The organism is Kribbella sp. NPDC031520 (assembly GCF_055580825.1).
The window spans coordinates 1,577,660-1,602,230 of record NZ_JBVIKS010000001.1 but is presented as its reverse complement, the minus strand read 5'-3'; the positions used below and the strand labels follow the sequence as shown (position 1 = coordinate 1,602,230).

At 67.8% G+C, this 24,571-nt stretch carries 21 protein-coding genes and 1 pseudogene; 13 read left to right on the top strand and 9 right to left on the bottom strand.

Annotated elements, in window-relative coordinates; all coding sequences use genetic code 11:
• Nucleotide 1 precedes the first annotated feature (1 nt).
• Both purL and ACZ5BU_RS08045 read left to right on the top strand, forming a co-directional pair.
• Nucleotides 2-2,263, top strand: a complete 2,262-nt coding sequence (gene purL / locus ACZ5BU_RS08050) for a phosphoribosylformylglycinamidine synthase subunit PurL (protein WP_465696518.1) — start codon at nt 2-4, stop codon at nt 2,261-2,263.
• Between the two features lie 55 nt (nt 2,264-2,318).
• Nucleotides 2,319-2,813, top strand: a complete 495-nt coding sequence (locus ACZ5BU_RS08045) for a DUF1707 SHOCT-like domain-containing protein (protein ID WP_465696516.1) — start codon at nt 2,319-2,321, stop codon at nt 2,811-2,813.
• Here the strand turns inward: ACZ5BU_RS08045 and ACZ5BU_RS08040 are convergent.
• Nucleotides 2,802-3,785, bottom strand: a complete 984-nt coding sequence (locus ACZ5BU_RS08040; protein WP_465696514.1) for a LacI family DNA-binding transcriptional regulator — start codon at nt 3,783-3,785, stop codon at nt 2,802-2,804. The genes ACZ5BU_RS08045 and ACZ5BU_RS08040 overlap by 12 nt on opposite strands.
• A gap of 109 nt (nt 3,786-3,894) precedes the next feature.
• Between ACZ5BU_RS08040 and ACZ5BU_RS08035 the strand changes: the two genes are divergently transcribed.
• The 4 genes from ACZ5BU_RS08035 to ACZ5BU_RS08020 all read left to right on the top strand — a co-directional run bounded on the left by ACZ5BU_RS08035 (nt 3,895) and on the right by ACZ5BU_RS08020 (nt 8,342).
• Nucleotides 3,895-6,216 (top strand): beta-L-arabinofuranosidase domain-containing protein, encoded by a 2,322-nt coding sequence (locus tag ACZ5BU_RS08035; protein ID WP_465696513.1) that lies wholly within the window; start codon nt 3,895-3,897, stop codon nt 6,214-6,216.
• Between the two features lie 225 nt (nt 6,217-6,441).
• Nucleotides 6,442-7,137, top strand: coding sequence for a hypothetical protein (locus tag ACZ5BU_RS08030; protein WP_465696511.1), 696 nt, complete (start codon nt 6,442-6,444; stop codon nt 7,135-7,137).
• A gap of 9 nt (nt 7,138-7,146) precedes the next feature.
• On the top strand, nt 7,147-7,689 hold the full coding sequence (locus tag ACZ5BU_RS08025) for a GNAT family N-acetyltransferase (protein ID WP_465696510.1): 543 nt from the start codon (nt 7,147-7,149) through the stop codon (nt 7,687-7,689).
• The gene (locus ACZ5BU_RS08020) at nt 7,686-8,342 is read left to right on the top strand and encodes a cupin domain-containing protein (protein WP_465696508.1); all 657 of its coding nucleotides are present in this window, start codon (nt 7,686-7,688) and stop codon (nt 8,340-8,342) included. Before ACZ5BU_RS08025 ends, ACZ5BU_RS08020 begins: the two co-directional genes overlap by 4 nt.
• Here the strand turns inward: ACZ5BU_RS08020 and ptsP are convergent.
• From ptsP to ACZ5BU_RS07995, 5 genes and pseudogenes are all read right to left on the bottom strand, one after another.
• Nucleotides 8,321-10,174, bottom strand: a complete 1,854-nt coding sequence (gene ptsP / locus ACZ5BU_RS08015) for a phosphoenolpyruvate--protein phosphotransferase (protein WP_465696729.1) — start codon at nt 10,172-10,174, stop codon at nt 8,321-8,323. The genes ACZ5BU_RS08020 and ptsP overlap by 22 nt on opposite strands.
• Nucleotides 10,175-10,228: 54 nt before the next feature.
• A pseudogene (gene dhaM, locus ACZ5BU_RS08010) lies at nt 10,229-10,636 on the bottom strand (dihydroxyacetone kinase phosphoryl donor subunit DhaM); the annotation flags it as partial.
• Nucleotides 10,633-11,253 (bottom strand): dihydroxyacetone kinase subunit DhaL, encoded by a 621-nt coding sequence (dhaL, locus tag ACZ5BU_RS08005; protein WP_465696728.1) that lies wholly within the window; start codon nt 11,251-11,253, stop codon nt 10,633-10,635. The pseudogene dhaM and the gene dhaL, both read right to left, overlap by 4 nt.
• 2 nt (nt 11,254-11,255) lie before the next feature.
• Nucleotides 11,256-12,260: a dihydroxyacetone kinase subunit DhaK gene (gene dhaK / locus ACZ5BU_RS08000; RefSeq protein WP_465696506.1), complete on the bottom strand. Its 1,005-nt coding sequence runs from the start codon at nt 12,258-12,260 to the stop codon at nt 11,256-11,258.
• 113 nt (nt 12,261-12,373) lie between these two features.
• Nucleotides 12,374-12,934, bottom strand: coding sequence for an RNA polymerase sigma factor (locus tag ACZ5BU_RS07995; protein WP_465696504.1), 561 nt, complete (start codon nt 12,932-12,934; stop codon nt 12,374-12,376).
• Nucleotides 12,935-12,995: 61 nt separating this feature from the next.
• On the opposite strand from ACZ5BU_RS07995, the gene ACZ5BU_RS07990 reads away from it, so the two are divergent.
• Complete coding sequence (locus ACZ5BU_RS07990; RefSeq protein ID WP_465696502.1) at nt 12,996-14,588, top strand: serine/threonine-protein kinase; 1,593 nt, start codon at nt 12,996-12,998, stop codon at nt 14,586-14,588.
• Nucleotides 14,589-14,663: 75 nt separating this feature from the next.
• Here ACZ5BU_RS07990 and ACZ5BU_RS07985 read toward each other — a convergent pair whose 3' ends face one another.
• A complete protein-coding gene (locus ACZ5BU_RS07985; RefSeq protein ID WP_465696500.1) occupies nt 14,664-15,857 on the bottom strand; it encodes an MFS transporter in 1,194 nt (397 codons plus the stop codon).
• Nucleotides 15,858-15,922: 65 nt separating this feature from the next.
• Between ACZ5BU_RS07985 and ACZ5BU_RS07980 the strand changes: the two genes are divergently transcribed.
• The gene (locus tag ACZ5BU_RS07980) at nt 15,923-16,669 is read left to right on the top strand and encodes an ArsR/SmtB family transcription factor (RefSeq protein WP_465696499.1); all 747 of its coding nucleotides are present in this window, start codon (nt 15,923-15,925) and stop codon (nt 16,667-16,669) included.
• Here the strand turns inward: ACZ5BU_RS07980 and ACZ5BU_RS07975 are convergent.
• Together ACZ5BU_RS07975 and ACZ5BU_RS07970 are read right to left on the bottom strand one after the other, a co-directional pair.
• Nucleotides 16,639-17,358, bottom strand: coding sequence for a hypothetical protein (locus tag ACZ5BU_RS07975; RefSeq protein WP_465696497.1), 720 nt, complete (start codon nt 17,356-17,358; stop codon nt 16,639-16,641). The two genes, ACZ5BU_RS07980 and ACZ5BU_RS07975, sit on opposite strands and share 31 nt — an antisense overlap.
• An 87-nt stretch (nt 17,359-17,445) precedes the next feature.
• The gene (locus ACZ5BU_RS07970; protein WP_465696496.1) at nt 17,446-18,168 is read right to left on the bottom strand and encodes a hypothetical protein; all 723 of its coding nucleotides are present in this window, start codon (nt 18,166-18,168) and stop codon (nt 17,446-17,448) included.
• A gap of 390 nt (nt 18,169-18,558) precedes the next feature.
• Between ACZ5BU_RS07970 and ACZ5BU_RS07965 the strand changes: the two genes are divergently transcribed.
• The 5 genes from ACZ5BU_RS07965 to ACZ5BU_RS07945 all read left to right on the top strand — a co-directional run bounded on the left by ACZ5BU_RS07965 (nt 18,559) and on the right by ACZ5BU_RS07945 (nt 24,569).
• A complete protein-coding gene (locus ACZ5BU_RS07965) occupies nt 18,559-19,851 on the top strand; it encodes an ABC transporter substrate-binding protein (RefSeq protein ID WP_465696494.1) in 1,293 nt (430 codons plus the stop codon).
• On the top strand, nt 19,848-20,774 hold the full coding sequence (locus tag ACZ5BU_RS07960) for a carbohydrate ABC transporter permease (RefSeq protein ID WP_465696492.1): 927 nt from the start codon (nt 19,848-19,850) through the stop codon (nt 20,772-20,774). Before ACZ5BU_RS07965 ends, ACZ5BU_RS07960 begins: the two co-directional genes overlap by 4 nt.
• Nucleotides 20,771-21,592, top strand: coding sequence for a carbohydrate ABC transporter permease (locus ACZ5BU_RS07955; RefSeq protein ID WP_465696490.1), 822 nt, complete (start codon nt 20,771-20,773; stop codon nt 21,590-21,592). The genes ACZ5BU_RS07960 and ACZ5BU_RS07955 overlap by 4 nt, the downstream gene beginning before the upstream one ends.
• 49 nt (nt 21,593-21,641) lie before the next feature.
• A complete protein-coding gene (locus ACZ5BU_RS07950; RefSeq protein ID WP_465696489.1) occupies nt 21,642-22,412 on the top strand; it encodes a hypothetical protein in 771 nt (256 codons plus the stop codon).
• 75 nt (nt 22,413-22,487) lie between these two features.
• Nucleotides 22,488-24,569: a hypothetical protein gene (locus ACZ5BU_RS07945; protein ID WP_465696488.1), complete on the top strand. Its 2,082-nt coding sequence runs from the start codon at nt 22,488-22,490 to the stop codon at nt 24,567-24,569.
• Nucleotides 24,570-24,571: the final 2 nt, after the last annotated feature.

The window sequence follows — 24,571 nt, the reverse complement described above, 5'->3', positions numbered from 1 at the left end:
AGTGTCTACCGACACCGTTAGCAATGCGACCGACACGCCTGAGGTCGAGCAGCCGTGGGCTGAGCTCGGCCTGAAGCCGGACGAGTACCAGCGGATCCGGGACATCCTGGGCCGCCGTCCGACCAGCTGTGAGCTGGCGATGTACTCGGTGATGTGGAGCGAGCACTGCTCGTACAAGTCGTCCAAGGTGCACCTGCGCAAGTTCGGCGAGATCCCGCAGGAGACGCCGGCCGGGAAGATGCTGGCCGGGATCGGCGAGAACGCCGGCGTGATCGACATCGGCGAGGGGTACGCGGTCACCTTCAAGGTCGAGTCGCACAACCACCCGTCGTACGTCGAGCCGTACCAGGGCGCGGCCACCGGGGTCGGCGGCATCGTCCGCGACATCCTCGCGATGGGCGCCCGCCCGGTCGCGGTGATGGACCCGCTGCGATTCGGCCCGCTGGACGCGCCGGACACCAAACGCGTACTGCCCGGGATCGTGTCGGGCGTCGGCGGGTACGGCAACAGCCTCGGCCTGCCGAACATCGGCGGCGAGGTCGTCTTCGACCCGACGTACGCCGGCAACCCGCTGGTGAACGCGCTCTGCGTCGGCGTCATGCGGCACGAGGACCTGCACCTCGCGAACGCGACCGGCCTCGGCAACCAGATCATCCTGTACGGCGCCAAGACCGGCGGCGACGGCATCGGCGGGGTCTCCGTACTGGCGAGCGAGACGTTCGCGGACGGTGGTCCGACCAAGCGGCCGGCCGTCCAGGTGGGCGACCCGTTCATGGAGAAGCTGCTGATCGAGTGCACGCTCGAACTCTTCCAGGCGAATGTCGTCGAAGGCATCCAGGACCTCGGTGGCGCGGGCCTGTCCTGCGCGACCTCCGAGCTGGCCAGTGCGGGTGACGGCGGTATGCACGTCTCGCTCGACAAGGTGCCGCTGCGGGACGCCTCGCTCGCGCCGGAAGAGATCCTGATGAGCGAGTCGCAGGAACGGATGATGGCGGTCGTCACGCCGTCGAATGTCGAAGCGTTCTTGAAGATCTGTGCGAAGTGGGACGTACAGGCCGACGTGATCGGTGAGGTCACCGACAGCGGGCGGCTGGAGATCGACTGGCACGGCGAGCGGGTGGTCGACGTACCGCCGCGCACCGTCGCGCACGAAGGACCGGTGTACGAGCGTCCGTACGAGCGACCGTCCTGGCAGGACGAGCTGCAGGCGGGCGGCGCCGAGAAGTTGCCGCGGGCAACCAGCGGTGCGGAACTGCGGGACACCCTGCTGCGGTTGGTGGCGTCGCCGAACCTCTGCGACAAGTCCTGGGTGACCGACCAGTACGACCGGTACGTACTCGGCAACTCGGTGCTCGCGCAGCCCGAGGACAGCGGGATGATCCGGGTCGACGAGACCAGCGGCCTCGGCGTCGCGGTGTCGACCGACTGCAACGGGCGGTTCGCCAAGCTCGACCCGTACACCGGCGCGAAGCTCGCACTCGCGGAGTCGTACCGCAACGTCGCGACCACGGGCGCCCGTCCGGCAGCGGTCACCGACTGCCTCAACTTCGGCTCGCCGGAGGACCCTGCGGTGATGTGGCAGTTCACGGAGGCTATTCGCGGTCTGGTCGACGGCTGCAAGGAGCTGGGCATTCCGGTCACCGGTGGGAACGTGTCGTTCTACAACCAGACCGGTGAGACCCCGATCCTGCCGACGCCGGTGGTCGGCGTGCTCGGCGTGATCGACGACGTCACCCGTCGTACGCCGATCGGGTTCACGGCGGAGATGGAGGGCCACCAGCTGTACCTGCTGGGTGAGACCGAGGAGGAGCTGTCCGGGTCCGAGTGGGCGCACGTTGTCCACGGTCACCTCGGCGGGCGGCCGCCGGCGGTGGACCTGGAGGCCGAGAAACAGCTGGCCGACATCCTGATCAACGCGTCCCGCGACGGGCTGATCGACGCCGCTCACGACGTCAGCGACGGCGGTGTCGCGCAGACCCTGGTCGAGTCGGCGCTGCGTGGCGGCGTCGGCGCGCGGGTCTGGGCGCCGGACGGGCTGGACCCGTTCCTGTTCCTGTTCGCGGAGTCGGCCGGCCGGGTGGTTGTCGCCGTACCGCGGACCGAGGAGGTGCGGTTCACCGACATGTGCACCGCGCGCCGGTTCCCGCACGCGAAGATCGGCGTCATCACCGGGGACACCCTCGACGTCCAGGACCAGTTCGAGATCGCGCTGAACGAGCTGCGCGAGGCGTGGACGGGGACGCTGCCGGCTGCCCTGAGCTGATCCAGAGCTACCACCTGGATGGCACACTCGGAGGGACGAGGGTGAGGTGAGGCGGATGGCCGAGCGACGACCGGTGAAACCGGCCGACCTGATCGGGTTTGCGACTGCGGCCGGTCAGGAGGCGCGGGAGGTTGCGGCCCGGCGGCGGATGGTGAACATCCGTCTCACCGACGAAGAGCGGCATGTCTGCACCGACGAGCTGGCCGAGCAGTTCGCGATCGGCCGGCTCGACGAGGACGAGCTGCATCGGCGGGTGGACCTGCTGAACGACGCGGTGACGCACGGCGATCTGATCCCGATCTTCGCGGGCCTGCCGACGCCATCGCTCTACAAACCCGCGGCACGCAAGCCCGGCAAGTGGCGGTGGGCCGCGTTCATCGGTGCGGTGTGGATGGCGTTGCCGTTCGCGCTGGCCGGACTGCTGTTCATGGTCTTCGGTCGGGAGGTCGCCGCCGCGATCTTCGGGCTGCCCGCCCTCGCCTGGGTGTTCTTCGCGTACCGCTGGGCCTCGCGCCCGCAGCGCGAGGAACGCCGGAAGTCAGGCGCCTAGCGTCGACTCGCGGGTGATCAGCTGGGCGGGGAGTTCGAGTACGCCGTGATGTGGCTTGCCGGCGATCGCCTTCAGTAGCAGCGTCGCGGCGCGGCGGCCGAGGTCCTCGAGCCGCGGGTCGACCGTGGTGAGCGGCGGCCGGCTGGCGAGCGCCATCACAGGCCAGTTGTCGTAGCCGGTGACGGCGATCTCGTCAGGCACGCTGCGGCCCAGCTCGCGGAGGCGGTCGCAGACGCCGCGGGCGATCTGGTCGCTGCCGCAGCTGATCGCGTCCGGCTGCTGACGCAGCACGATGTCGGTCGCCTGACGGCCCCACTGTTCGCTCCACTCGCCGTACAGCGGCTCGCCGCAGAGGGCATCGCCGGCGGTAGCGGCGACGGACTGGGCGCGTTCGACGGCGGAGCGGTGGTTGGCCGGGCCGGTGATGTGTGCGATCCGGGAGCGGCCGATGGCGAGCAGGTGCGTGATCGCGGCAGCCGATCCGCCGGCGTCGTCGACGATCACCGAGGCGTCGTGCGGGTTGCTGGAGGCCGCCATCGCGTAGACGACCGGCAGCGGTACGTCGATCGGCGGGCGTGGCTCGGTCCGGCGGCCGGTGACGACGATTCCGTCGACGCCGCGGGCAACCATCGAGCGCAAGTACGTCAGCTCGCGGAGCGGGTCGTCGCGGGTGTCGCAGAGTACGGTCGCCAGTTCGCCGGCACTCAGCACGTCCTCGACACCGCGCATGATCGGGATGCTGAACCGGCCGGTGCTGTCGGTGGTCAGCAGCGCGACCGTGTACGTACGGCCGGAGGAGAGCGCGCGGCCGCGGGAATCGGGCGTGAACCCGAGTTTCGCGGCGGCCCGCAGGACCCGGTCGCGGGTTTCCTGGCGGAGCTGGCCGGTGTTGTTCAGCGCCTTGGACGCGGTGCCGGCGGAGACGCCCGCGAGCGCGGCGACGTCCACCATCCGCACTGCCGGTGGCCGCATCTGATGTCCTCTCGGTCTTGCCGGGAAGCTTAACCGAGTCCTACGTTGTCAATTGCGGAAAACGTGTGCCGTTTTTCCGTGTCGCCGACACCGAAGGAGTGCCCGCACCGTGACTTCCCTGCCGCCGGCCGACCGTGGCGGGCACTACGTCCCGCAACGCGCACCGCTGCGTCCCGTCCCGTTCCAGAAGCTTCCGCCGGGTGCGATCGAGCCTCGCGGGTGGCTGGCCCAGCAGCTCGCTCTGCAGGTCAACGGCCTCTGCGGCCGGTACGACGAGATCTCGGACTTCCTGGTGTACGAGACGAACGGCTGGGTCGACCCGGCGCAGGGGGCCTGGGAGGAGTTGCCGTACTGGCTTCGCGGCTTCGGCGACCTCGGGTACGTCACGGGTGACACCGGCGTACTGACCAGGACACAGCGGTGGATCGAGGGCATCCTCGCGACGCAGGCGGCCGACGGGTGGTTCGGTCCGGAGCGGTTGCGGACCTCGCTCGAGGGTGGTCCGGACTTCTGGCCGGGCATGCCGTTGCTGGCGGCGTTCCGGTCCTGGTACGAGTACTCCGGCGACGAGCGGGTCGTTCCGTTCATGACGAAGTACCTGCGGTTCCAGAACACGCAGCCGCCGGAGGTGTTCAACCGGTCGTGGGGTGCGTTCCGCTGGGGTGACAACATCGACAGCGCGTACTGGCTCTACAACCGCACCGGTGATGCGTGGCTGCTCGACCTGGTGACCAAGATGCACAGTGGGTCGGCGGACTACGTCGACGGCATTCCCACCTGGCACAACGTCAACCTGGCGCAGGGGTTCCGGGAGCCGTTGCAGTACTGGCTGTTGTCCGGAGATTCCAAGCACCACGATGCGACGTACCGGAACTACGCGACCGTGATGGGGCTGTACGGGCAGTTCCCGGGTGGCGGGTTCGCCGGCGACGAGAACTCGCGGCCTGGGTACGGCGACCCGCGGCAGGGGTTCGAGACGTGCGGCATCGTCGAGTTGATGCACAGCTGCGAGCTGCTCATCCGGTTCACCGGTGACATCGCTTGGACGGACAGGTGCGAGGAGCTTGCCTTCAACTCGTTGCCTGCTTCTTATGACCCGAAGCAGCAGGTGATGCACTACGTCACCTGTGCGAACAGCGTGCAGCTGGACGATCGGCCGAAGCACGGTCAGTTCCAGAACGCGTTCCCAATGGGTTCTTACCTGTACGGCGTACACCAGTACCGCTGCTGTCCGCACAACTACGGCATGGGCTGGCCGTACTACGTGCAGGAGCTGTGGCTGGCCACTACGGACAATGGCCTGGCTGCGTCGATGTACGCGGCCGGCAAAGTCACAGCGACTGTGGGGTCTGGCGAGACGATTACTGTCGTGCAAGACACCGACTACCCGTTCTCGGATCGCCTTGAGTTCACGGTGCAGACTGCGCGACCAGTCCGGTTTCCCTTGTATTTAAGGCGTCCTGGCTGGGCGCAGGATGCTTCGGTGAAGGTCAACAGGGAGCAGGTGCAGGTAGCGGGCGACTGGATGAAGGTGGAGCGCACGTGGCGGCATGGTGACCGTGTAGAGCTGACCCTGCCGATGCGTACCACCACACGTGTCTGGAGTGACAACCACAACTCGGTATCCGTCGACCGAGGTCCGCTGACGTACTCGCTGCGGATCGACGAGCGTTACGAGCGCATCGGCGGTACGGAAGAGTGGCCTGAGCTGTCGGTGTACCCGAACTCGCCTTGGAACTACGGGCTCGTCGCAGGTGCTTCTTTTGACCTCGTAGAACGGGAGGCCGCCGAGAACCCGTTCACGACGGACGGTGTGCCGTTAGCACTCACCACACAGGCTCAGCGGATCCCGCAGTGGGAGACAGACGTCGAGGACGTCGTCGGACTGCTGCAGCAGAGCCCAGCGAAGTCAGTGGAACCGGTGGAGACCGTGACGCTCATCCCGATGGGAGCGGCCCGGCTACGCGTCACGTCGTTCCCGCAGGTCTCCTCTTCAGGCCGGGAGTGGGCTTACCGCACCAGGATCACCGCGTCACACGTGAACTACGGCGACTCGCTCGAAGCACCCGACTCCGGCCGTACGCCGGAATCCTCTGCGGACATGTCGATTCCGCGCTTCACGTGGTGGGACCGGCGGGGGACGACGGAATGGATCGAGTACGACCTGCGCTCGGTGCGTGAGCTCTCGCGGGTCTCGGCGTACTGGTACGACGACACCGGCTCCGGTCAGTGCCGTGTGCCATTGTCGTGGCGAGTGCTGTGGCTCGACGGGTACACGTGGCGGCCGGTGGACGACACCTCGTCGTACGACGTCGCCGTGGACAAGCTCAACACGACCACGTTCACGCCCGTGCGGGCACAGCATGTCCGCGTGGAGGCCGTACTGCGCCCGACGTACTCAGGAGGGTTGCTGCTTTTGACATTCGGCTGACCGCCTGTGCCTGCGACAATTGCTCAGGGATAGGCCGAGGGGGGAACCTGTGGCGATAGACGCGATGCTGGAGCACGTGCTCTTGGTGCAGTTGCAGCACGCTCCGCTGACGCGGGCAGATCGCCCGCGGGAGAAGCCCAGCCCGCCGACCGAGTTCCGGCGGCCTCCGGCGCGGCCGTGGTTCTGGGCCTCGAGAGGCCACAAGGCCCGGTGACACCTCGCGCGTTGGAGCACGCAGTCCTGCAGCAGCTGAGCTACGGACGGAGGAGCCGAGCCGAGCTGGTGCAACGGACCGGCGCGCGGGACCTCGAGGTCCAGACCATCCTGGACGAGCTGCTGCGTACGTCCCGCATCGTCCGTCGTCCCCAGGACATCGGCCCCGCCGACTACGAGCTGATCCAGGCCTTGGCGGAGGAGCCGGTACCACGGACGCCGGCACCGGTGCACCCGAGAAAACGCCGCCCACCACTACGAAGCCGGCGGAGCCCCGCGCTGACCGAGGAGGACCGGGAGCAGTGTTCCCTCGCCCTGACGCAGCTGTACGGCGTGAAGCGCATCGACAGGATTGAGTTCTCGCGTCGCATGACCCTGCTCGCGAGAGCGGAGCACAGGAGCCACTTGAAAGCAGTCTTCGAAGGCCTACCGATGCCCGTCTTCGCCAAGCCCGTCCGCCCCAAGCCTGCCGCCGCGGCAAAGCCCGTCGTGACGCCGCCGAAGCGCAAGGTGTCGTTGGTCGCCCAGCCGCCCGCGGCGGAGCGGGAGCTGGTGGTCAAGCTCCTGAAGGAACTTGGCGTCGGGGTCGTGTTCGCGGTCCTGCTGATCGTGGCGCGGGCTCCGCTGATGATGGCGGGAATCCTCGTGCTCCTGACGGGTTGGCGGATGTTCTTGACGTACCGCAGGTGGGCCAAGAGCCACCGATAGGCTGTGGGTGTGGACGCTGTGTTGCGGTTGGCTGTGGTGGGGGACGGGCCTGCGGTGGCTGAGTTGGCTCGGGCTGCTGTGGAGGCGCAGTTCCCGGCGTACTACGACGCCGTACAGACGGCCAGTGCGGCGGAGCACATCACCACGCTGGACACCGCCCTGATCGACGACGGCACCTACTACGTGCTGGAGGCAGCTGGGGAGGTCGTCGCCTGCGGTGGGTGGAGCCGGCGGAACAAGCTGTTCAACGCGAGTACTGCGGGCGCTGACACCCGGCTGCTCGACCCGGCCACCGAGCCGGCCCGTATCCGGGCCATGTTCGTCCGGGCGGACTGGACGCGGCGTGGACTCGGCAGGGCGATCCTGACCGCCTGTACGGAGGCTGCGCGCGCGGAAGGGTTCACCCGGCTCGCACTGATGGCGACGCTGCCCGGCGTACCGCTGTACAAGGCTTTCGGCTTCACCGAGGTGGAGGCCGCACAGCTACCGATGCCGGACGGGACCCTGCTCCCGGGCGTCGCGATGGAACGACCGATCGAGGAGAACGCATGACTGCAGGTACCACTGTCACCGCGCCAGACGGCACCGAGGTCGTCCTGGGAGAGATCGGGACCCGCGTGCTGCTCAAGAACAGGCGGGTCCGCGTCTGGGAGGTGGAGCTGCAGCCCGGTACGGCGCAGGCCTGGCACCTGCACCACAACCCGTACGTGGTCCTGTGCCTGTCGACGTCTCCCTGCCACATGGACTGGCTGGACGGCAGCCCCGCCCGCCACCTGAGCGAGACCGTCGGCGGTTCGGTGTACCGCCCAGTGTCCCCGGTTCACATGCTCACCAACGACGGCGACGCCCTGTACCTCAACCGCCTCATCGAGGTCCTCGACCTGGGCGAGGAGGCCTCAGGGGATCCGTACTTCGCAGTCTCCGGCATACCCGCCGAAGCAGGCTTCGAACAGGCCGGGGAGATCCCGGCGAAGGTCGTGGTCGACGAGGACGACGTACGCGTCCAGCACGTGACCCCCGAAGCAGGCGAGTCCTACACCTGGCACACCGGCGCCTACCCCGCTCTGGTAGTCGACCTGGACCTGGAACACCCGGACGTCACCTACCTCGAGCCTGGCGAGTCCTACACGCTTCCGGCCAAGCCAGAGCGTACGTCCGGCTTCAACCTCGTGGAGCTGCGTTACTACAGCAGGCCGCGCACCTGAGCCGCGTCGCGAGCAGCCAGCACTGCGGCAGTGTCGATCTGGCTCAGGTCGGCTCGTCGTAGCTGGGCCTTCACCAGCGGAACCTGTGGTCCTACAGCGCTCAGCTCGCGCACACCGAGAGCTGCCAGCAGTACAGCGGCCTGTGGATCGCTGGCTAGGTCACCGCAGACGGCCACTCGTACGCCGGCGTTGCGGACGACGTGGTTGATGAGTTGGAGTACAGCGGGATCGAGTCCGTCGGCCAGTGGAGCGACGGCGGCGTTGGTGCGGTCTGCGGCGGTGGTGTACTGCGTGAGGTCGTTCGTGCCGATGCTGACGAAGTCGAGGTCCTCGGCGAGCGTGGCGACCCGGAGGGCGGCGGCCGGGACTTCGACCATGATGCCGACCTCGAGGTTGTCGCGGGGGCCGAGTTCTTCCAGGGCCCAGGCGACCTCGTCGGCGGTCGTCACCATCGGGAACATCACGTGCACGGGGGTTTCGGCCGCCGTACGACGGATCGCCTCGAGCTGATCGCGGAACAACTCCGGGCGGCGGCGGAAGACCCGGATGCCGCGTTCGCCGAGGAACGGGTTCGGCTCCTTGTCCTGCGGGAGGAACGGGAGCGGCTTGTCACCGCCGACGTCCCAGGTCCGGATCGTGATCGGCTTGTTCCCGAGCGCCCGCGCGACGGCCCGGAACGTGTTCACCTGGTCGTCGACGGTCGGGGCCGTACGCCACTCCCCGAACAACACCTCGGTCCGCACCAGCCCCGACCCGTCGGCCCCACGCGCCTCCACGGCGTCCTGTACGACGCCCACGTTCACCAGTACGTCGAGGTGCGTGCCGTCCCGGGTGATCGCAGGCTCCGAGGCTTCCGCGACCGCCCGCTCGCGTTCCCCCGACCGCTCCACAATCGTGGCTCGCACTGCTGCCTCATCCGGGTCGATGTCAAACACCCCGGTCCGGGCGTCGAACGCCACCACCGCCCCGGCCGGCACCACAACGTCCCCGATCCCAGCAATCAAAGGAATCCCCCGAGACCGAGCCACGATCACCCCATGCCCGGTCGTCCCCGCAGCCCGAACAGCAATCCCGGCAACGGCGGTCGCATCAAGCGTCGCAGCAGTAGCCGCGTCCAGCTCAGGTACGACAAGGATGCCGTTGGCGGGTACCTCTTCCGTGGCGCCGACCAGCAACCGCAGCACGCGGTCCCGCACCGCGCGAACGTCTTGAGCGCGTTCTTGCTGATACGGGTCGTCCAACTGTTCGAAGGTCGTGGCCAGGGCGTCGTACGTCTGCTCCCAGGCGACGAGGGCCGACGTGCCTCCGGCGAGTGCTGCGTGGACGTCGTCCAACAGCTTGCGGTCGGTCAGCAACGCCAGGTGGGCCTCGAAGATGGCGCCGTGTTCGTCGGTCCCGTCACGCAGCACGCGGAGGTCTGCGGCTGCGTGATCGAGCGCCTCCTCCAGGCGAGCCAGTTCGTTGTCTCCAGCAACATAACCGCTGAGGTCGACCTCAGTGCCGACCAGTACGGCCGGGCCGATCGCCACGTCCAGCCCCGACCCGCCGGCCAGTGCCGTAGTGGGCTGCTCCGCAACAGCATCGCCGAAGTTGTCGGCTGCCAGCGACTCGACGGCCGCGAGCACCCCATCCGCCTGCGGACCGCTCGCACCGACCCGCAACCGATGACCCTGTTGGGCATTCAGTGTCGCGACCATACTCAGACTGCCCGCATCCACAGGGCCTTTGCCGGTGTCCAGATCGGTCAGCGTCACCACCGCATCGAAACCGTTGACCAGACCAACCAACCGCGCCGCCGGCCGAGCATGCAGCCCGTGCTCGTTCCCGACCACCACCTCGACAGTACGATCACCCGCAACCACTGGGCCTGCAGCAACGCCCTCGGCGTCCCCAAGGTGGTCCTGCTTACCAACCAGCCCCCGCGCCGCCTCGGCGGCAACCGCATCCAACGACGCACCGGTAGCGGCGGTGACAACAGCCGCGACCAGTCCCTCAACCAGCGGCGCGCTGGTCAACCGCACCCGCGAAGCAACCTCGGGATCCACGAACTCCAGCGCCATCTCAGCGCTCAGCACCGCCGACCCGAGGTCGAGCAGCACCAGCACCCCGTCCGGACTGTCCGCGACACCGAGCGCCTCGGAGACCGCCATCGCATCGGTCCCGAACGTCGTTGCGTCCAGCCCGGCGGCGACGGCGATCACCGGTCGCTTGTCCTCGGCAACCATCTCCGCGGCCAGCCCGACCGCCGCATCAGCCAGCGCGCGGCTGTGCGACACCACCACGATCCCGATCATGTCAGCGTTCGCGCCGCGGACTCCAAGAGCAGCGTCGTACTGGTCGCGCCGGGATCCTGGTGACCGGCGCTCCGCTCACCCAGGTAGCTCGCCCGTCCCTTCCGGGCGACCAGCGGGATGGTCGCGTCCCGTCCCTTCGCGGCCGCCTCCGCCGCGGCGGTCAGCGCCGTACCGAGATCCGCTCCGCCCGCGACCGCATCGTCGTACGCCGTGAGCGCCGGCGCCCAGGCGTCGTACATCGTCTTGTCCCCGAGCTCGGCCTTGCCGCGGGCCAGTACGCCCTCGACCCCGGCGTGCAGCGCCTTGCCGATCGTCTCGGGCATCGGATCGACCCCGGCCAGCGCGGATCCGAACCGGAGGAAGAACGTCCCGTACAGCGGCCCGCTCGCCCCACCGACCTTGCTGACCAGCGTCATCCCGGCCTTCTTCAACAGCTCGTCGGCCGAGGCGAACGACGTCCCGTCCAGCTGCTCCACGATCGCGCGGAATCCACGGTCCATGTTCGCGCCGTGATCGGCATCCCCGATCGCCGAGTCCAGCTCGGTGAGGTACGCCGCGTTCTCGTGCAGGCTCTGAGCGGCGTCACGCAGCCAGTTGACGAAGGAATCGACTCCCATGCTCAAGCGCCCCAGCGTAGGCCGGGGGTGTTTACCGGGGCGTCCCAGAGACGTACCAGTTCGTCGTCCACCTTCAGCAGGGTGACCGAGCAGCCGGCCATCTCCAGCGAGGTGATGTAGTTGCCGACCAGCGAGCGGGCGACGGTGATGCCGGCGCGGTCGAGGAGCTGGGCGACCTCGTTGTACATCAGGTACAGCTCGATCAGCGGCGTACCGCCCATGCCGTTCACGAACGCGATCACCGAATCGCCTTGCTGATAAGGAAGATCGGACACCACCGGATCGACCAGCAGCTCGGCGATCTCGCGCGCCGGGGCCAGCGGCAGCCGTTGCCGGCCGGGCTCGCCGTGGATGCCGATACCGACTTCCATCTCGTTCTCGGCGAGGTCGAACGTCGGCTTGCCCGCGGCCGGGACCGTGCACGACGTGAGCGCCATCCCCATGCTCCGGCCGTTGTCGTTCACGCGCTTGGCGAGGTCGGCGACCGCCTGCAGCGAGCGTCCTTCCTCGGCGGCGGCGCCGACGATCTTCTCCAGCAGTACGGTCACACCGACGCCGCGGCGGCCGGCCGTGTACAGGCTGTCCTGGACGGCGACGTCGTCGTTCGTCACCACCGACAGGACCTCGGTCCCGGCGTCGGCCGCGGCCAGTTCGGCGGCCATCTCGAAGTTCATCACGTCGCCGGTGTAGTTCTTCACGATGTGCAGTACGCCGGCACCCGCGTCGACGGCCTTGGTCGCGGCCATCATCTGGTCCGGCACCGGGGAGGTGAACACCTCGCCGGCGCAGGCTGCGTCCAGCATCCCGGCCCCGACGAACCCGCCGTGCATCGGCTCGTGCCCGGAGCCACCGCCGGAGATCAATCCGACCTTCCCCGAGCGAGGGGCGTCCTTGCGGTAGACGATCCGGTTCTCCAGGTCTACCCGGAGCCGGTCCGGGTGCGCCGCCGCCATCCCGCGCAGCGCTTCACTCACAACATCGGCAGGGTCGTTGATGAGCTTCTTCATGCCCACCATCTGAGCACACGACCGCCCGGAACGGGAGACCATCTTCCAGGCTGCTCCGGGCATAACCCGGAGAGTATGCCTGGACCAGTGTGGATCTCAGCTCTGGAGGCGGTTCAGTCCTTCGGGCGGAGCAGGGGCCGGACGACCTCGCGGGCGTCGTGGATCCGGGACTTGACGGTGCCGAGCGGGGCGCCGACCTCGGCGGCGATCTCCTCGTACGACAGGCCGTAGACGTCCCGCAGTACCAGCGGGGTGACCATCTGCGGGCGGTCCCGCTCGAGGGTCTCGAGGGCTTCCAGGAGGTCCAGGCGGGTGCCGGCGATCACGCTCGTGGTGCGTGGGTCCGGCTTCTCCATCTGCTCCGGGTTATGGGCGGCCTGCGCGGAGCGCTTCAGCTTGCGGTACGTCGAGCGGGCGGAGTTGGCCGCGACGGAGTGCACCCAGGTGGAGAAGCTGCTGCGACCGGAGTACGTGTTGATCTTGGTCGCGATGTTCAGCAGGGCCTCCTGCGCCGCGTCCTCCGCGTCGGCGGAGTACGGCAGGACGCTCCGGCAGATCCGCAGGACGCGCGGATGCACCTGCCGGAGCAGGTCGTCCATCGCGTTCTTGTCGCCCGCCTGCGCCGCCTCCGCCAGGGCGGCGAGGTCGTCGGTCGGGCTGGTGCTCTCGCTCATCTGCGCCTTTGCTCTCCATGGGCCCCGGTAAGGGACACTCCAATACTCCATAATGCCTTGTATGGGGGTCCCAACCAGACTCGGTCGGTACGTCGTGCGCCGGCGCCTGGGTTCAGGCGGTTTCGCGACGGTGTGGCTGGCTCATGACGAGCAGCTCGACGCCGAGGTCGCGATCAAGGTGCTGGCCGACAACTGGGCCCACGACGACTCGGTCCGGAAACGGTTCCTCGAGGAGGGCCGGTTCCTGCGCCGGGTCGAGTCCGAGCACGTCGTCCAGGTCCACGACGTCGGCGAACTCGAGGACGGCCGGCCGTTCCTCGTACTCACGTACGCCGACCGCGGCACGCTGGCCGACCGCCTGAAGCAGAAGCCGCTGGAGCTGCCCGAGGCCGTCGACGTGGTCGTCCAGGTCGGCCGCGGCCTGCAGGCGCTGCACCGCCGCGGGCTGCTGCACCGCGACGTGAAACCGGCCAACGTGCTGTTCCGCAGTACGGACGACGGCGAGCGGGCCGTGCTGTCCGACCTCGGCCTGGGTAAGTCGCTCGACGAGGTGTCGCGGATCACCATGCCAGGCGGCACCCCGTCGTACGTCGCTCCCGAGCAGGCGCTGGGCGAACGGCTCGACCAGCGCGCCGACCAGTACTCGCTGGGCGCCGTTGCGTACGCCGCGATCACCGGGCGGTCGCCGCACCAGGTCGACGGACTCGGCGCGGCCGGCCGGGTCCAGGTGGCGCCGCCGCCGAGCTCGCTCGGGTTCGAGCTGCCCGAACAGGTGGACGCGGCGATCGTCCGCGCGCTCGACCCGGACCGGGACAAGCGCTGGCCGGACGTTCAGTCGTTCACCAGGCAACTCGTCGGCGCACTGGACGAGAACACCCGCGACTTCCCGGCCCGTGAAACGATCCACGTCGGTTCCGGCGAGACGGACGGCTCGGACGGCTCGGACGGCTCGGACGATTCGGACGACGAGAAGACCGCGCTGAGTGACGAGAACCAGCCGACGATCGTGAAGTCCTCCGACCAGGCGTCGGGGTCGGCGGAAACGGTCGAGGCCGGCCCCGCCAAGGCGCCCGCCGCCGAGCCGGAGCCGGTCGCGGCGCAGCCCGCCCCCGCTCCCGCGGTACCTGTGAAGAAGAAGCGCCGTACCGGCCGCTGGGTGGTCGCTGCCTTGCTGGCGCTGGTTGTCGGCGGTGGAATCGGGTACGGCGGCCACTGGTACCTGGCCGGCCACAAACTGGTCCCGGTCGGCCAGGGCGGCTTCCGGGTCGAGCTGCCCGAGGCGTGGGCGCAGTCCCGGGTCGCGTCGAACTGGACCGTCCCGGGGACCAACGCGACTGCTCCCGCGTACCGGGTCAGCGAGGACGGGGACTGGTCGGGCAAGACGCCAGGTGTGTTCATCGGCGTCGCCAGCACCAAGCTGGCGCTGCCGGACAGCAAGCAGTGCGCCAACCCCGGCGGACCACTTCCGCATGCGATCGGTGAACAGACAGTCACCGACCGGGTTTCCAGTGGCTGCTTCGGTGCGGATATCGTGCTGCTCCAACGAGTCGTCGATCACGGGGACGGCGGCTCGCTTCTGGTCCAGGTGGTCGTACCGGGTTCCGACTCGGTTCGTGCCACCGAGATCGCTGACACGGTGCAATACACCCCCTAGGAAGTCCCCCATGCGTCTCCCGACCGAACGGCTCCGGCCGTCGCCGGCGCTGATCCAGTCTGTCCGCCGGACGTTCTACCGGCTCCGCTCCACCATCTTCCGTACCATCTGGCCGGCCGACTGACGTCCCTGCACGGTCAGCCAGGTCATGCCCAGGGCAACGGTCCACAGACCGCCTCCCAGCCAGGCGAGGACGTGAAGCCCGCTGACGAAGCTGTGCGAGTGGCCGAGCACAGCGCCGTACACACCGATGCCTAGCGCACCCACAGCCTGGCGACTGGTGTTGTTGACGCCACTGGCGAAGCCCGCGCGTTCGGTTGGGAGTGAAGCGATGGCCGCGTGCACTACAGCAGCTGTGAGGAAGCCCATGCCGATACCGAGGCCCAGTTGGACTGGTACGACGGCTGTGTAGCCGCTGTGGTCGTTGACTTGTAGTAGAAACAGCGAGCCGACAACACCGAGGGTCAGTCCGATCGACATCGGGAGGCGCGGACCGTAGCGGGCGGTGATGCGGCCGGAGACGGGTCCGAGTACGGCTAGTGGGAGGAACAGCGGGATGAGTTCCAGGCCGGCCCGGAACGCCTTCTGGGACAGGTGTTCCTGCAAGTAGAGCGTCAGTACGAGCACCGTGCCGAGGCCGACGAAGTTCATCAGGCCTGCGACCACGTTGGCGCTGACGAAGTCCTTGCCGATTCGCAGTCTGGTTTTGGGACGTTCTTGATGGGCCTGGCGTCGCGGGACGAGTCGCCACGCGAGGGGGAGTGCTACGGCGATGATCGGCAGGTTGATCAGGAACACGGCCCGCCAGCCGAGGCCTGCCACGAGCGCACCGCCTAGCAGCGGACCGGACGGCAACGCGAGCGCGCCGGCACCTGACCAGATACCCACAGCGCGTGCTCTTGCGGCGCTGTCGACGTACAGGTCGGTTATGACCGCCAGCGTGCCTGGCAGGAGCAGTGCGGCGCCGATGCCTTGCACTGCTCTCGGAGCGGCCAGTAGGTCGATCGTGGGCGCCGAACCGCAGGCGAGAGAAGCACCGCCGAAGACAGCAAGTCCTGTGAGCAGTACGCGTCTGTGACCGATGCGGTCTCCCAGCGCTCCGGACGGGAGTAGCAGAACGGCAAGAGCGATCATGTACGCCGCCACGACCCACTGTTGTCCTGCAAGGCTGGTCGTCAGGTCGATCCGGATCGTCGGCAGAGCGACGGTGACGACGGTCACATCCAGTTGGATCAGGAAGATGCCGACACACAGCAGTGCAAGGAGCATGTCCTCCAAGCTCCCATCGGAACACTTCGGCGCTCATGGAAGTGTGCCGGTGCAAGCATGGAGGTATGGACGGAGACGCGGACGTAGCACGCGTAGCAGCACTCATGGCCGAGCCTGCCCGCGCGAAGGTCCTGATGGCGCTGGCCGACGGCCGATCCCTACCTGCTTCACTACTGGCCTCAGAAGCGGGCGTGTCTCCGCAGACCGTCAGCGCGCACCTCCACAAGCTCCTGGACGGCGGACTGGTGACCGTCGAACGCTCCGGACGCCACAGGTACTACGGTCTCGCCGGACCGGAGGTAGCTGCCGCCGTGGAAGCCCTGGCCCGCCTGGCGAAACCGCAGCCCATCACGTCCCTCCGCCAGAGCACCCGAGCCGCGGCCCTCCGCGAAGCGCGCACCTGCTACGACCACCTGGCCGGACGCCTAGGCGTAGCGCTACTCGAAGGCCTGGTACGCCGCGGAGCCCTGATCCGAACAGACGGCCTCACGGGCACCGAGCGCCGCCCCGAAGACCCCCTGGCCCAACAACTCCCAGACGGTCCCTACGAACTAGGCCCCAACGCCACAACGGTTTTCGCCGCCCTGGGTGTAGACCTGGCGGCCCAACCGACCCGCCGCCCGCTCCTGAGGTTCTGCGTCGACTGGAGCGAACAACGCCACCACCTGGCCGGCCAACTCGGCGCAGCAACCACCACGGCCCTCCTCAACCGCCAGTGGCTCCGCCGCCGCCCCCACCAACGAGCTGTGTACCTCTCGGACGAGGGCCGAAAGCAACTGGACTACGAGTTCAACGGGCTGTCCCGCCGCTGAACGCTCTTGGTGGCGTGCTCCAACACATCCATCAACGCATCCTGATCCTGCGGAAGCCCGGTAGAACTCATCTCCACCGCACAATTCCCAGTCTCATTGGCAACCCACCGCACGATGACGTACCGCAGGACGCCGTCCGGTGACTGCTCCACCGGCGGCACGTAGGTGTAGGTGATCGTGGCGTAGTCCTTGTCCACCTGCGTCGAGAGCAGGTGGAACATCTGGTCGGCCGACAGGCGACTCAGTTGGGTGAGCCTGGCCTGCATCGAAACGACCGGTGCGCGCTTGATCGTGAAGCCGCCTTCGATCCGGACCCACCGCTTGCCGGTGGGATCCGTGAACCGTCCGGTCGTCGGCGGATCCTGCTGCGTGAAACCCCAGTCGTCCGGGACACGTACCGTGATCCTCGACTTCAGCACGGCCTTCACGTCGAAGGTCTGGGTCCGGTAGCTCAGGTCAGCTGCCTTCAGCGCCGGCGAATTGTCGTACGTCACCTTGCGCGGGGCCGGTGTCGGACTCGGCGACGGCGACGTACTGGTCGACCCCATCGGCAGTGGGGACGCCGTACCGGCCAGGCTGGGCTCGGCGGTCAGGAACAGGCCGGCGCCGTACCCACCTGCGCCGCCCACGCCGGCAAGCGTCAGCAACCCGGCGCCGAGAATCGCACGCCTGGTGACACTCCTCGCCATGCCCCACCTCCCCAGGTCTCCCTAACAAAAGACACCTCAGCCGCCGCTCAGGTTGCACCGGCGAGGTAACAATTCCGTGAAAGCGGGTCAGCCGGTTTCCCTCACCGAGGCCGACGTCCTCTGGAGGATCTCGTCGAGGGCGGGAACATCGGCGGGGATGCCGGAGATGCTCATCGAGATGTTGGCCAGTTGGCCGTTGATCGCGATCCAGCGGACGATCACGTAGCGGAGGGTGGTGCCGGGAATGTAGGTGTAGACCAGCGTTGCGACCGTACGGGTTTCGCCGTCGTCGCCGGTGATGACGTCGGTGGTGTGTGACTGGACCTGTACGTCGTTCTCCGGGGCCTGGCTCTTCTTCAGGTCGATGATCAGCTGGGCCATCGCCGCTGCCGGGGTGAGCTGCTCGGCCTGGGGGACGGACTGCACGCGGACCGCACGTTGCCTGAGGTCGTCGAGGAACTTGACCTCGTCGGGGCGCCTCGGGTCCCGGCTGATGTTCCAGCCCTGGGGGATCTGGATCGAGAGCTGCACCGGCTGGTCGGGCTCGGGGTGGACGGTGAAGGTGCGGTTCGTGTAGTCCAAACCGGGCTGGAGCGGGTCCAGGTTGCTCGGGACCGGGGTCTTCACCGGGAGTGGGGGTTCGGTCGGGGTCTGGGACGGCGTGGGGGAGGGGGAGACCTCGCCCAACGGGTCCGCGGAGCCGGCTGTGGCCGGTTCGGGGTTGCCCAGGTAGTCGCCGGCGTAGTAGCCGCCGCCGACGCCGAGAGCCAAGGCCAGCAAGAGCAGGCCGACCAGGAGAACTCGTCTCACGCCCGCACCGCTCCACACGTCGAGATGCAGGGCCGCGCGCCTGCCTGCCGCCGCGTGCTCGGGTGCTGCCGCGTGGCCGGGTGTTGCCGCGAGCCTGCGTGCTGTCGTGTGGCCAGGTGCCGTGGCGTGGCAGAGCAGCCGGGCGCGACGGAGGTCGTACCGGCCGGATGCGGGGAGGCGGTCACGGGCACGTGGCCCATCTTCTCAGGCGATCGAGGCACTCACCCAAACCGCTGCGCCCCCCGCCGCAGTCGTTTTCACACCGGTATCGACTGAATCCTTTCAACGAGGTCTTGACACCCTCCCGGCCCGACCGTAGCGTCCCGCGTGACAAAAGTAACACGATCTAGCGATTACTTCACACGCTTCGCCGGTATCTCAGGAGGAACCATGGCACTCGATCGGTCTCTAAGCCGAAGGCGGCTCCTGCAGTTGGCCGGCGGTGCGACCCTCAGCGCCGCCGCGGCCGGCACCCTCGCGGCCTGCGGTGGTAGCAGCGGCAGTGGCTCCTCGTCCGGCGGCACGTTGAAGGTGATCGGCGTCGGCGACCAGGAGGCCGGCCTGCGCAAGGTGCTGGACTCGTACAAGAGTTCGCACTCCGGCTTCGACTTCAACCTGTCGTTCGCGCCGGCGGACCAGGTGCAGACCGCACTCCGTACGCAGCTCGGCGGCGGCAACGCTCCCGACGTACACGTCGTCTACCCCGGCAACGGCAGCGCGATGTCGATGGCTCAGCTCAGTAAGGCTGGGCTGCTCACCGACCTGAGCAGCCAGTCGTGGACGCAGAAGGTCCCGGCCGGATTCAAGGGCGCGTTCCAGAACGACGGCAAGACGTACATCTTCTCGCCCGGCTCCAGCATGCTCGGCGCGATCTACAACAAGAAGGCGTTCGCGACCGCGGGCGTGCAGCCGCCGACCACGTGGTCGGAGTTGCTCGAGGTCTGCGACAAGCTGAAGAAGAAGGGCATCACGCCGATCGCCCTCGGCGCGCAGACGCCGTGGATCACCCAGCTGATCCCGTACGCGCTGGTCCCGGGCACGGTCTACTCCAAGACGCCGGACTTCGACGACAAGATGGCCGCGGGCCAGGCGTCGTTCGCGGACTCCGGCTGGGTCGACGCGATGAACAAGTACCTCGAGTTGCAGAAGAAGGGTTTCTTCAACGACAACCCGAACGGTACGACGTACGAGCAGGCGACCTCGATGGTGGCGACCGGCAAGGCCGGCATGGCCGTCCAGGTCTCGGCCGTACTCTCCGCGTTCCGTGCCGCGGCGACGACGCCGGACGACCTGTCGATGTTCCCGTTCCCGGCCACGGACGTTGCCGCCGACAACTGGATCCCGGCCGGTGTCGTCGTCGGTATCGCGGTCAGCGCGAAATCCAAGAAATCCGACCACGCGAAATCCTTCCTCGACTACTGCGGCCAGCAGGAAAACCTGAACACCTGGGCCGAAGCCGTCTCCTGCGTCCCCCTGTACGGCGACGCAAAGGTCGACGCCGCCCTCACCTCGTTCCTCCCGCTCCTGAAGGCGAACAAGGCCGTCCCCTTCATGGACCAACGCTGGCCCAACGCCGAAGTACAACCCACTCATTTCGCCGTCGTACAACAACTCCTCGGCGGCAAAACCACAGTCCAGGACGCCCTCAAAAAGATGGACGACGCCTATAAGAAGGGCGCATGACGGCTTCAGTGGTTGAGGTACAGGTAGCGGCCAAGCGGACCCGGCGGCGCGGGGGGATTGTGCCGCCGTGGTGGTTTGCGGTGCCGGCGGTTGTGGTTTATGCGGTGGTGGTTCTGTATCCGAGCATTGCGGGCGCGGGGTCGGCGTTCACCGACTGGTCGGGGGTGGGGAATGCCAAGTCGTTTGTTGGTGTGGCCAACTTCAAGGCGTTGTTCCAGGACGACCAGGCGCTGGGGGCGTTGCGGAACACGTTGTTGCTGACGGTCGCGATCGTGGTGGTTCAGAACGGGATCGGGCTGTTGCTGGCGCTCGGTGTGCATACGCGGATCAAGAGCCGGCTGGTGTTGCGGTTGGTGTTCTTCGCGCCCGTTGTGGTCAGTCCGGTGATGGTCGCGTTCCTCTGGAAGTTCGTGTACAACCCGGCGCCGGATGCGGGGCTGAACGCCGCGCTCGGCGCGTTGGGTCTCGGATCGTTGCGGCAGGACTGGTTGGGGAACCCATCGATCGCGTTGTGGTCCGTCGCGTTCACGGTGATCTGGCAGTGCGCCGGGTACTCGATGGTGATCTTCCTGGCCGGGCTCGAAGGCGTACCGGCCGAGTTGCACGAGTCCGCGATGGTGGACGGCGCGGGTACGGTCGCGCGGTTCCGGCACATCACCTGGCCGTTGCTCGCGCCGGCCGTGACGATCAACGTGATGCTGTCGACGGTGGGTGGGCTGACGCTGTTCACGCAGATCATCGCGATGACGAACGGCGGCCCCGGATATGCCACCGACACGTTGTCGACCGTGCTGTACAAGCAGGCCTTCGTGTACGGGAAGTTCGGCTACAGCACGGCGGTCGCGCTGGTCCTGGCGATCTTCGTCGCGGCGGTGTCGTTCATCCAGATCGGGTACCTGAGGTCGAGGGAGACGACGGCGTGAAGTACCGTCCGCGGACGTTCCTGCTCGAGGTCGTGATGATCGTGGTCGCGATCGCCTTTCTCTTCCCGGTGTACGTACTGGTGACGCTGGCGTTCAAGGATCCGCAGCAGATCGCGAACCGGCCGTTGTCGTTGCCGTCGCCGCCGAGCGTCGGCAGTTTCGGCGAGGCGTGGCGTGAGGCCGGGCTAGGTTCGGCCTTGCTGAACAGTACGCTGATCACCGTCGTGAGCGTGTTGCTCCTGATCGCGCTCGGCTCGCTGGCGGCGTACTTCCTGGCCCGTACGGCGACCCGCCTGAGCTACAGCCTCTACATCCTGTTCCTGGTCGGCATCATCCTGCCGTTCCAGCTCGGGATGATCCCGCTGTACCAGCTCGTCGACCACCTCGGCCTGCTCGGGACGTACCAGGGCATGATCATCTTCTACACCGGGATCCAGCTGCCGTTCACCGTCTTCCTCTACACCGGCTTCATCCGCTCGCTCCCGGCCGACTACACGAACGCGGCCCTGATCGACGGGGCGTCGCACCTGCAGGCGTTCGCGCACGTGATCTTCCCGCTGCTCCGTCCGATCACCGGTACGGTACTGATCCTCAACGCCGTACAGATCTGGAACGACTTCTTCACCCCGCTCCTCTACCTCGGCGGCTCCGGCCACGAGACGGTCCCCGTCCGGGTGTTTGCCTTCGTCAACCAATACACGTCGAACTACGGCCTGGTCGCCGCTGGCCTGATCCTCGCCGCGCTCCCGATCCTGCTGCTCTTCCTCGTCCTGCAGCGCTACGTGATCCGCGGCTTCGCCTCCGGATTGAAGGGATGACCTCCCCGTCCAGGACACTGAGCACTCAATCGAACCAAGGGGGGCATTGATGGTACGTCGACTGTTGGCCGGGGTCCTGGCCGTCGGGACGCTACTGGGCGGGGCGGTACTGGCCGGAAGCGCACCGGCCGAGGCGAAAACGGTGGCAGTGCCGGACACCCTGCTACCGGGTCAGAAGTTGATGGCGCTGCAGTCGATCAAGTCGGCGAGCGGCGTCTTCACGCTGACCATGCAGCGCAGCGGGAACGTGACGCTGCTCCAGCGTGGCGTGACGCAACCGCTGTGGGAATCCGGCACGTACCGGCCGGGGTCCGTGCTGGTGATGGCGGCAGACGGCACGATGCGGATCATCTGGGGCCGTACGCAGATCTGGTCGATGGGCGCGGCCAGCCCGAACGCGAAGCTGGTACTGCCGAACACCGGGCTGCTGGCGATCTACAACACCCGCGGCAAGGCAGTCTGGAACCGGCACATGGTGATCGGCACGCTGATGGTGGGCGCCATCCTGCGCGCGCCGGACGCGCTCGGCCGCGACGTTACGTTGTACTCGCTGGACCAGGTCTACTCGCTGCGGGTGCTGACCAGCGGCGACATGGTGTTCCGGAAGAACGGCACGACCGTCCTGTGGAGAACCGGCAAGAACGCGGGACCGGAGGCGTACGCGAACATCGATCCGAACGGCTCCTTCTGCACCTTCAACAAGGCCAACGACTGCGTCTGGGAATTCGCAACCTACAGACGAGGCACCGTCGTACAGATCCGCAACGACGGCCACTTCCTGCTGATCAACGGCCGCACGATCGTCAAGACATTCGTTTGATGTAACGCGGGGGCGTCTGGCTCGATACATCAGCGGGTGCGCATCGGTTCGCCCATTCTGACTCTGGGGGTTCCTTTGCGTAGCGTTCTTCTGCGTTCGGCCGCGCCGGTGGCGCTGTCGGCGCTGATTCTGACCGTGGCGGCGCCGGCCATGGCATCGGGTGAGCAGGCTGCGGCCGTGCCCTCGGTGCCGTCCGGTGTGCGGGTGAAGGGCACGTTCACCGGTATCGACCTGGCCTGGGGTCTCCCGGCCGACGAAGGTACCGGCCTCACCGGCTTCGTCGTCCACCGCATCGTGAACGGGACCGAGTCCACGTACCCGGTGCCGCCGACCAAGCTGAACTGGCAGGACACCGAGCGGATCCCGGGTGCGACGTACTCGGTGGCCGCGGTGGACGCCGACGGCGAGGGACCGGCCAGCACTCCCGGCCCGGCCGACACGGTGCCGGGTGCACCAGTCGCCGCGCCGACCGATGCCGTCACCGTCGCGCACACCGTGACGACCGACGGCGTCACCCGTACGTTCCTCGGCCAGATCGCCGTCCAGGGGGCGACCCAGGTGATTCCGCTCGCCACCTCCGGTCCGACGCAGGAGGTCGACAAGGCCATCGCGGCGTCGGCCGACGGACGGCAGGTCGTCTTCTCGCAGGGGCAGGCGAGCCTGTGGACGGTCTCGGCGGTCGTCCCGCATGCGCAGCCGGTGAAGATCCTCGACGGCTCGAGCGGGATCACGGTCAAGTCCTGGTCACCGGACGGCACGAGGATCGCCTTCGAACGCGAGCAGAGCGGAACCTCCTGTGTCGAGATCATCGGCGCGACCGGCGGCACGCCGATCCAGATCGGCTGCAACCTGGCCGCGCCGTCATGGCTGCCCGACAACCAGACCCTGATCGTCAAGGACCAGGCGACGGGAAAGCTGCAACGTGTCCGGGCAACGGTGGGCGGTACGGTCCTCACCACGTACACCGGCACCGAGTTGGCCCAGCACCCGGTCGCGTCACCGGACGGTCTGTGGATCGCTTACTTCAAGAACACCTCGGTGAACGTGATTCCGGTGGCCGGCGGAACTGCCGTACCGGCGTCCCCTTACGGCACGAGCGGCGACTCGATCAGCTGGGCGAGGTCCAACCTCCTGCTCGTCGCCCGCCGAACCGACACCGGGAGCAGCACCCTCCAACAGGTGCCGGTCAACGACGGACGGCCGTACGTGAACGGGGAGCTGTTCGTGCCGCCGGCAGGCGAGACGGTCGAGTCGGCCGTCTGGCAGGGTCCGCGGCTCACGATCAAGCCGACCGCGGCTGTGGTGGGGCCGAACCTGTCGCTGCCCTTCGACACGACCGGACTGGTCAATCCCTACGTGAGCTGCGAGTTCGACGGCGTGAAGACCGCGCCGTGCCCGGCATCGCCTTTCCAGCGGACCGGTGTGGCCGCCGGCCTGCACGTACTGCGCATCTGGGGTGTCGAGGACGGAGGACGCGGCACCGAGGCCGTTCGCTGGCTGACGGTCGACACCACCACGCCGACCGTCAAGGTGACCGGGCCGACGTTCGACGTCACCAAGGCCGCGACGGCGAATGTGACCTATGCAGGCACGGATGACAACGGCGTCGCGTCGTACGACGTCAGGTGGCGGATCGCGCCGACAGCGGGGAACTTCGGCGCCTATGCCGCGGTCAAGGCCGGTACGACGGCCACGTCGGTGGCGATCGGTCTTGCGGCGGGCTACGAGTACTGCGTCTCTGTCCGGGCACGCGACGTTGCCGGCAACCTCTCGGGCTGGACCGCCGACAAGTGCTTCTCCCGGCCCTCGGACGACCGCCTGATGGGCGCGGCGAAGGGCTGGGTCCGCGCCTCGAACCGCGCGTACTACCTGGGCACCGCGACTGCGACCACCGCGAAGGGCATCTCCGTCTCGCGCAGCGTCCAGGCCAAGCGACTGTTCCTGATCGCGACGAAGTGCGTCACCTGCGGCGGACTGAACGTGTACTACAACGGCAAGTACGTCGGCGCGGTGAACCTGTACAAGGCCACCACCGAGTACCAGGCGATCATCCCGCTGCCGGTGCCGACGACCTTCCTGACCGGGTCCGTCCTGCTGACCACGCGGACGTCCGGCCAGATCTACCAGGTCGACGGGCTTTCGGTACGCCGTACCTGATC

What these genes read in the sequence shown, in the direction of transcription:
- ACZ5BU_RS07975 (WP_465696497.1), bottom strand. Translation starts at nt 17,358, where the DNA reads ATGGCGAGGAGTGTCACCAGGCGTGCGATTCTCGGCGCCGGGTTGCTG.
- ACZ5BU_RS08045 (WP_465696516.1), top strand. Translation starts at nt 2,319, where the DNA reads ATGGCCGAGCGACGACCGGTGAAACCGGCCGACCTGATCGGGTTTGCG.
- ACZ5BU_RS08040 (WP_465696514.1), bottom strand. Translation starts at nt 3,785, where the DNA reads ATGCGGCCACCGGCAGTGCGGATGGTGGACGTCGCCGCGCTCGCGGGC.
- dhaK (WP_465696506.1), bottom strand. Translation starts at nt 12,260, where the DNA reads ATGAAGAAGCTCATCAACGACCCTGCCGATGTTGTGAGTGAAGCGCTG.
- ACZ5BU_RS07980 (WP_465696499.1), top strand. Translation starts at nt 15,923, where the DNA reads ATGGACGGAGACGCGGACGTAGCACGCGTAGCAGCACTCATGGCCGAG.
- ACZ5BU_RS07965 (WP_465696494.1), top strand. Translation starts at nt 18,559, where the DNA reads ATGGCACTCGATCGGTCTCTAAGCCGAAGGCGGCTCCTGCAGTTGGCC.
- ACZ5BU_RS07995 (WP_465696504.1), bottom strand. Translation starts at nt 12,934, where the DNA reads ATGAGCGAGAGCACCAGCCCGACCGACGACCTCGCCGCCCTGGCGGAG.
- ACZ5BU_RS08020 (WP_465696508.1), top strand. Translation starts at nt 7,686, where the DNA reads ATGACTGCAGGTACCACTGTCACCGCGCCAGACGGCACCGAGGTCGTC.
- ACZ5BU_RS07985 (WP_465696500.1), bottom strand. Translation starts at nt 15,857, where the DNA reads ATGCTCCTTGCACTGCTGTGTGTCGGCATCTTCCTGATCCAACTGGAT.
- dhaL (WP_465696728.1), bottom strand. Translation starts at nt 11,253, where the DNA reads ATGGGAGTCGATTCCTTCGTCAACTGGCTGCGTGACGCCGCTCAGAGC.
- ACZ5BU_RS07950 (WP_465696489.1), top strand. Translation starts at nt 21,642, where the DNA reads ATGGTACGTCGACTGTTGGCCGGGGTCCTGGCCGTCGGGACGCTACTG.
- ACZ5BU_RS07960 (WP_465696492.1), top strand. Translation starts at nt 19,848, where the DNA reads ATGACGGCTTCAGTGGTTGAGGTACAGGTAGCGGCCAAGCGGACCCGG.
- ACZ5BU_RS07990 (WP_465696502.1), top strand. Translation starts at nt 12,996, where the DNA reads ATGGGGGTCCCAACCAGACTCGGTCGGTACGTCGTGCGCCGGCGCCTG.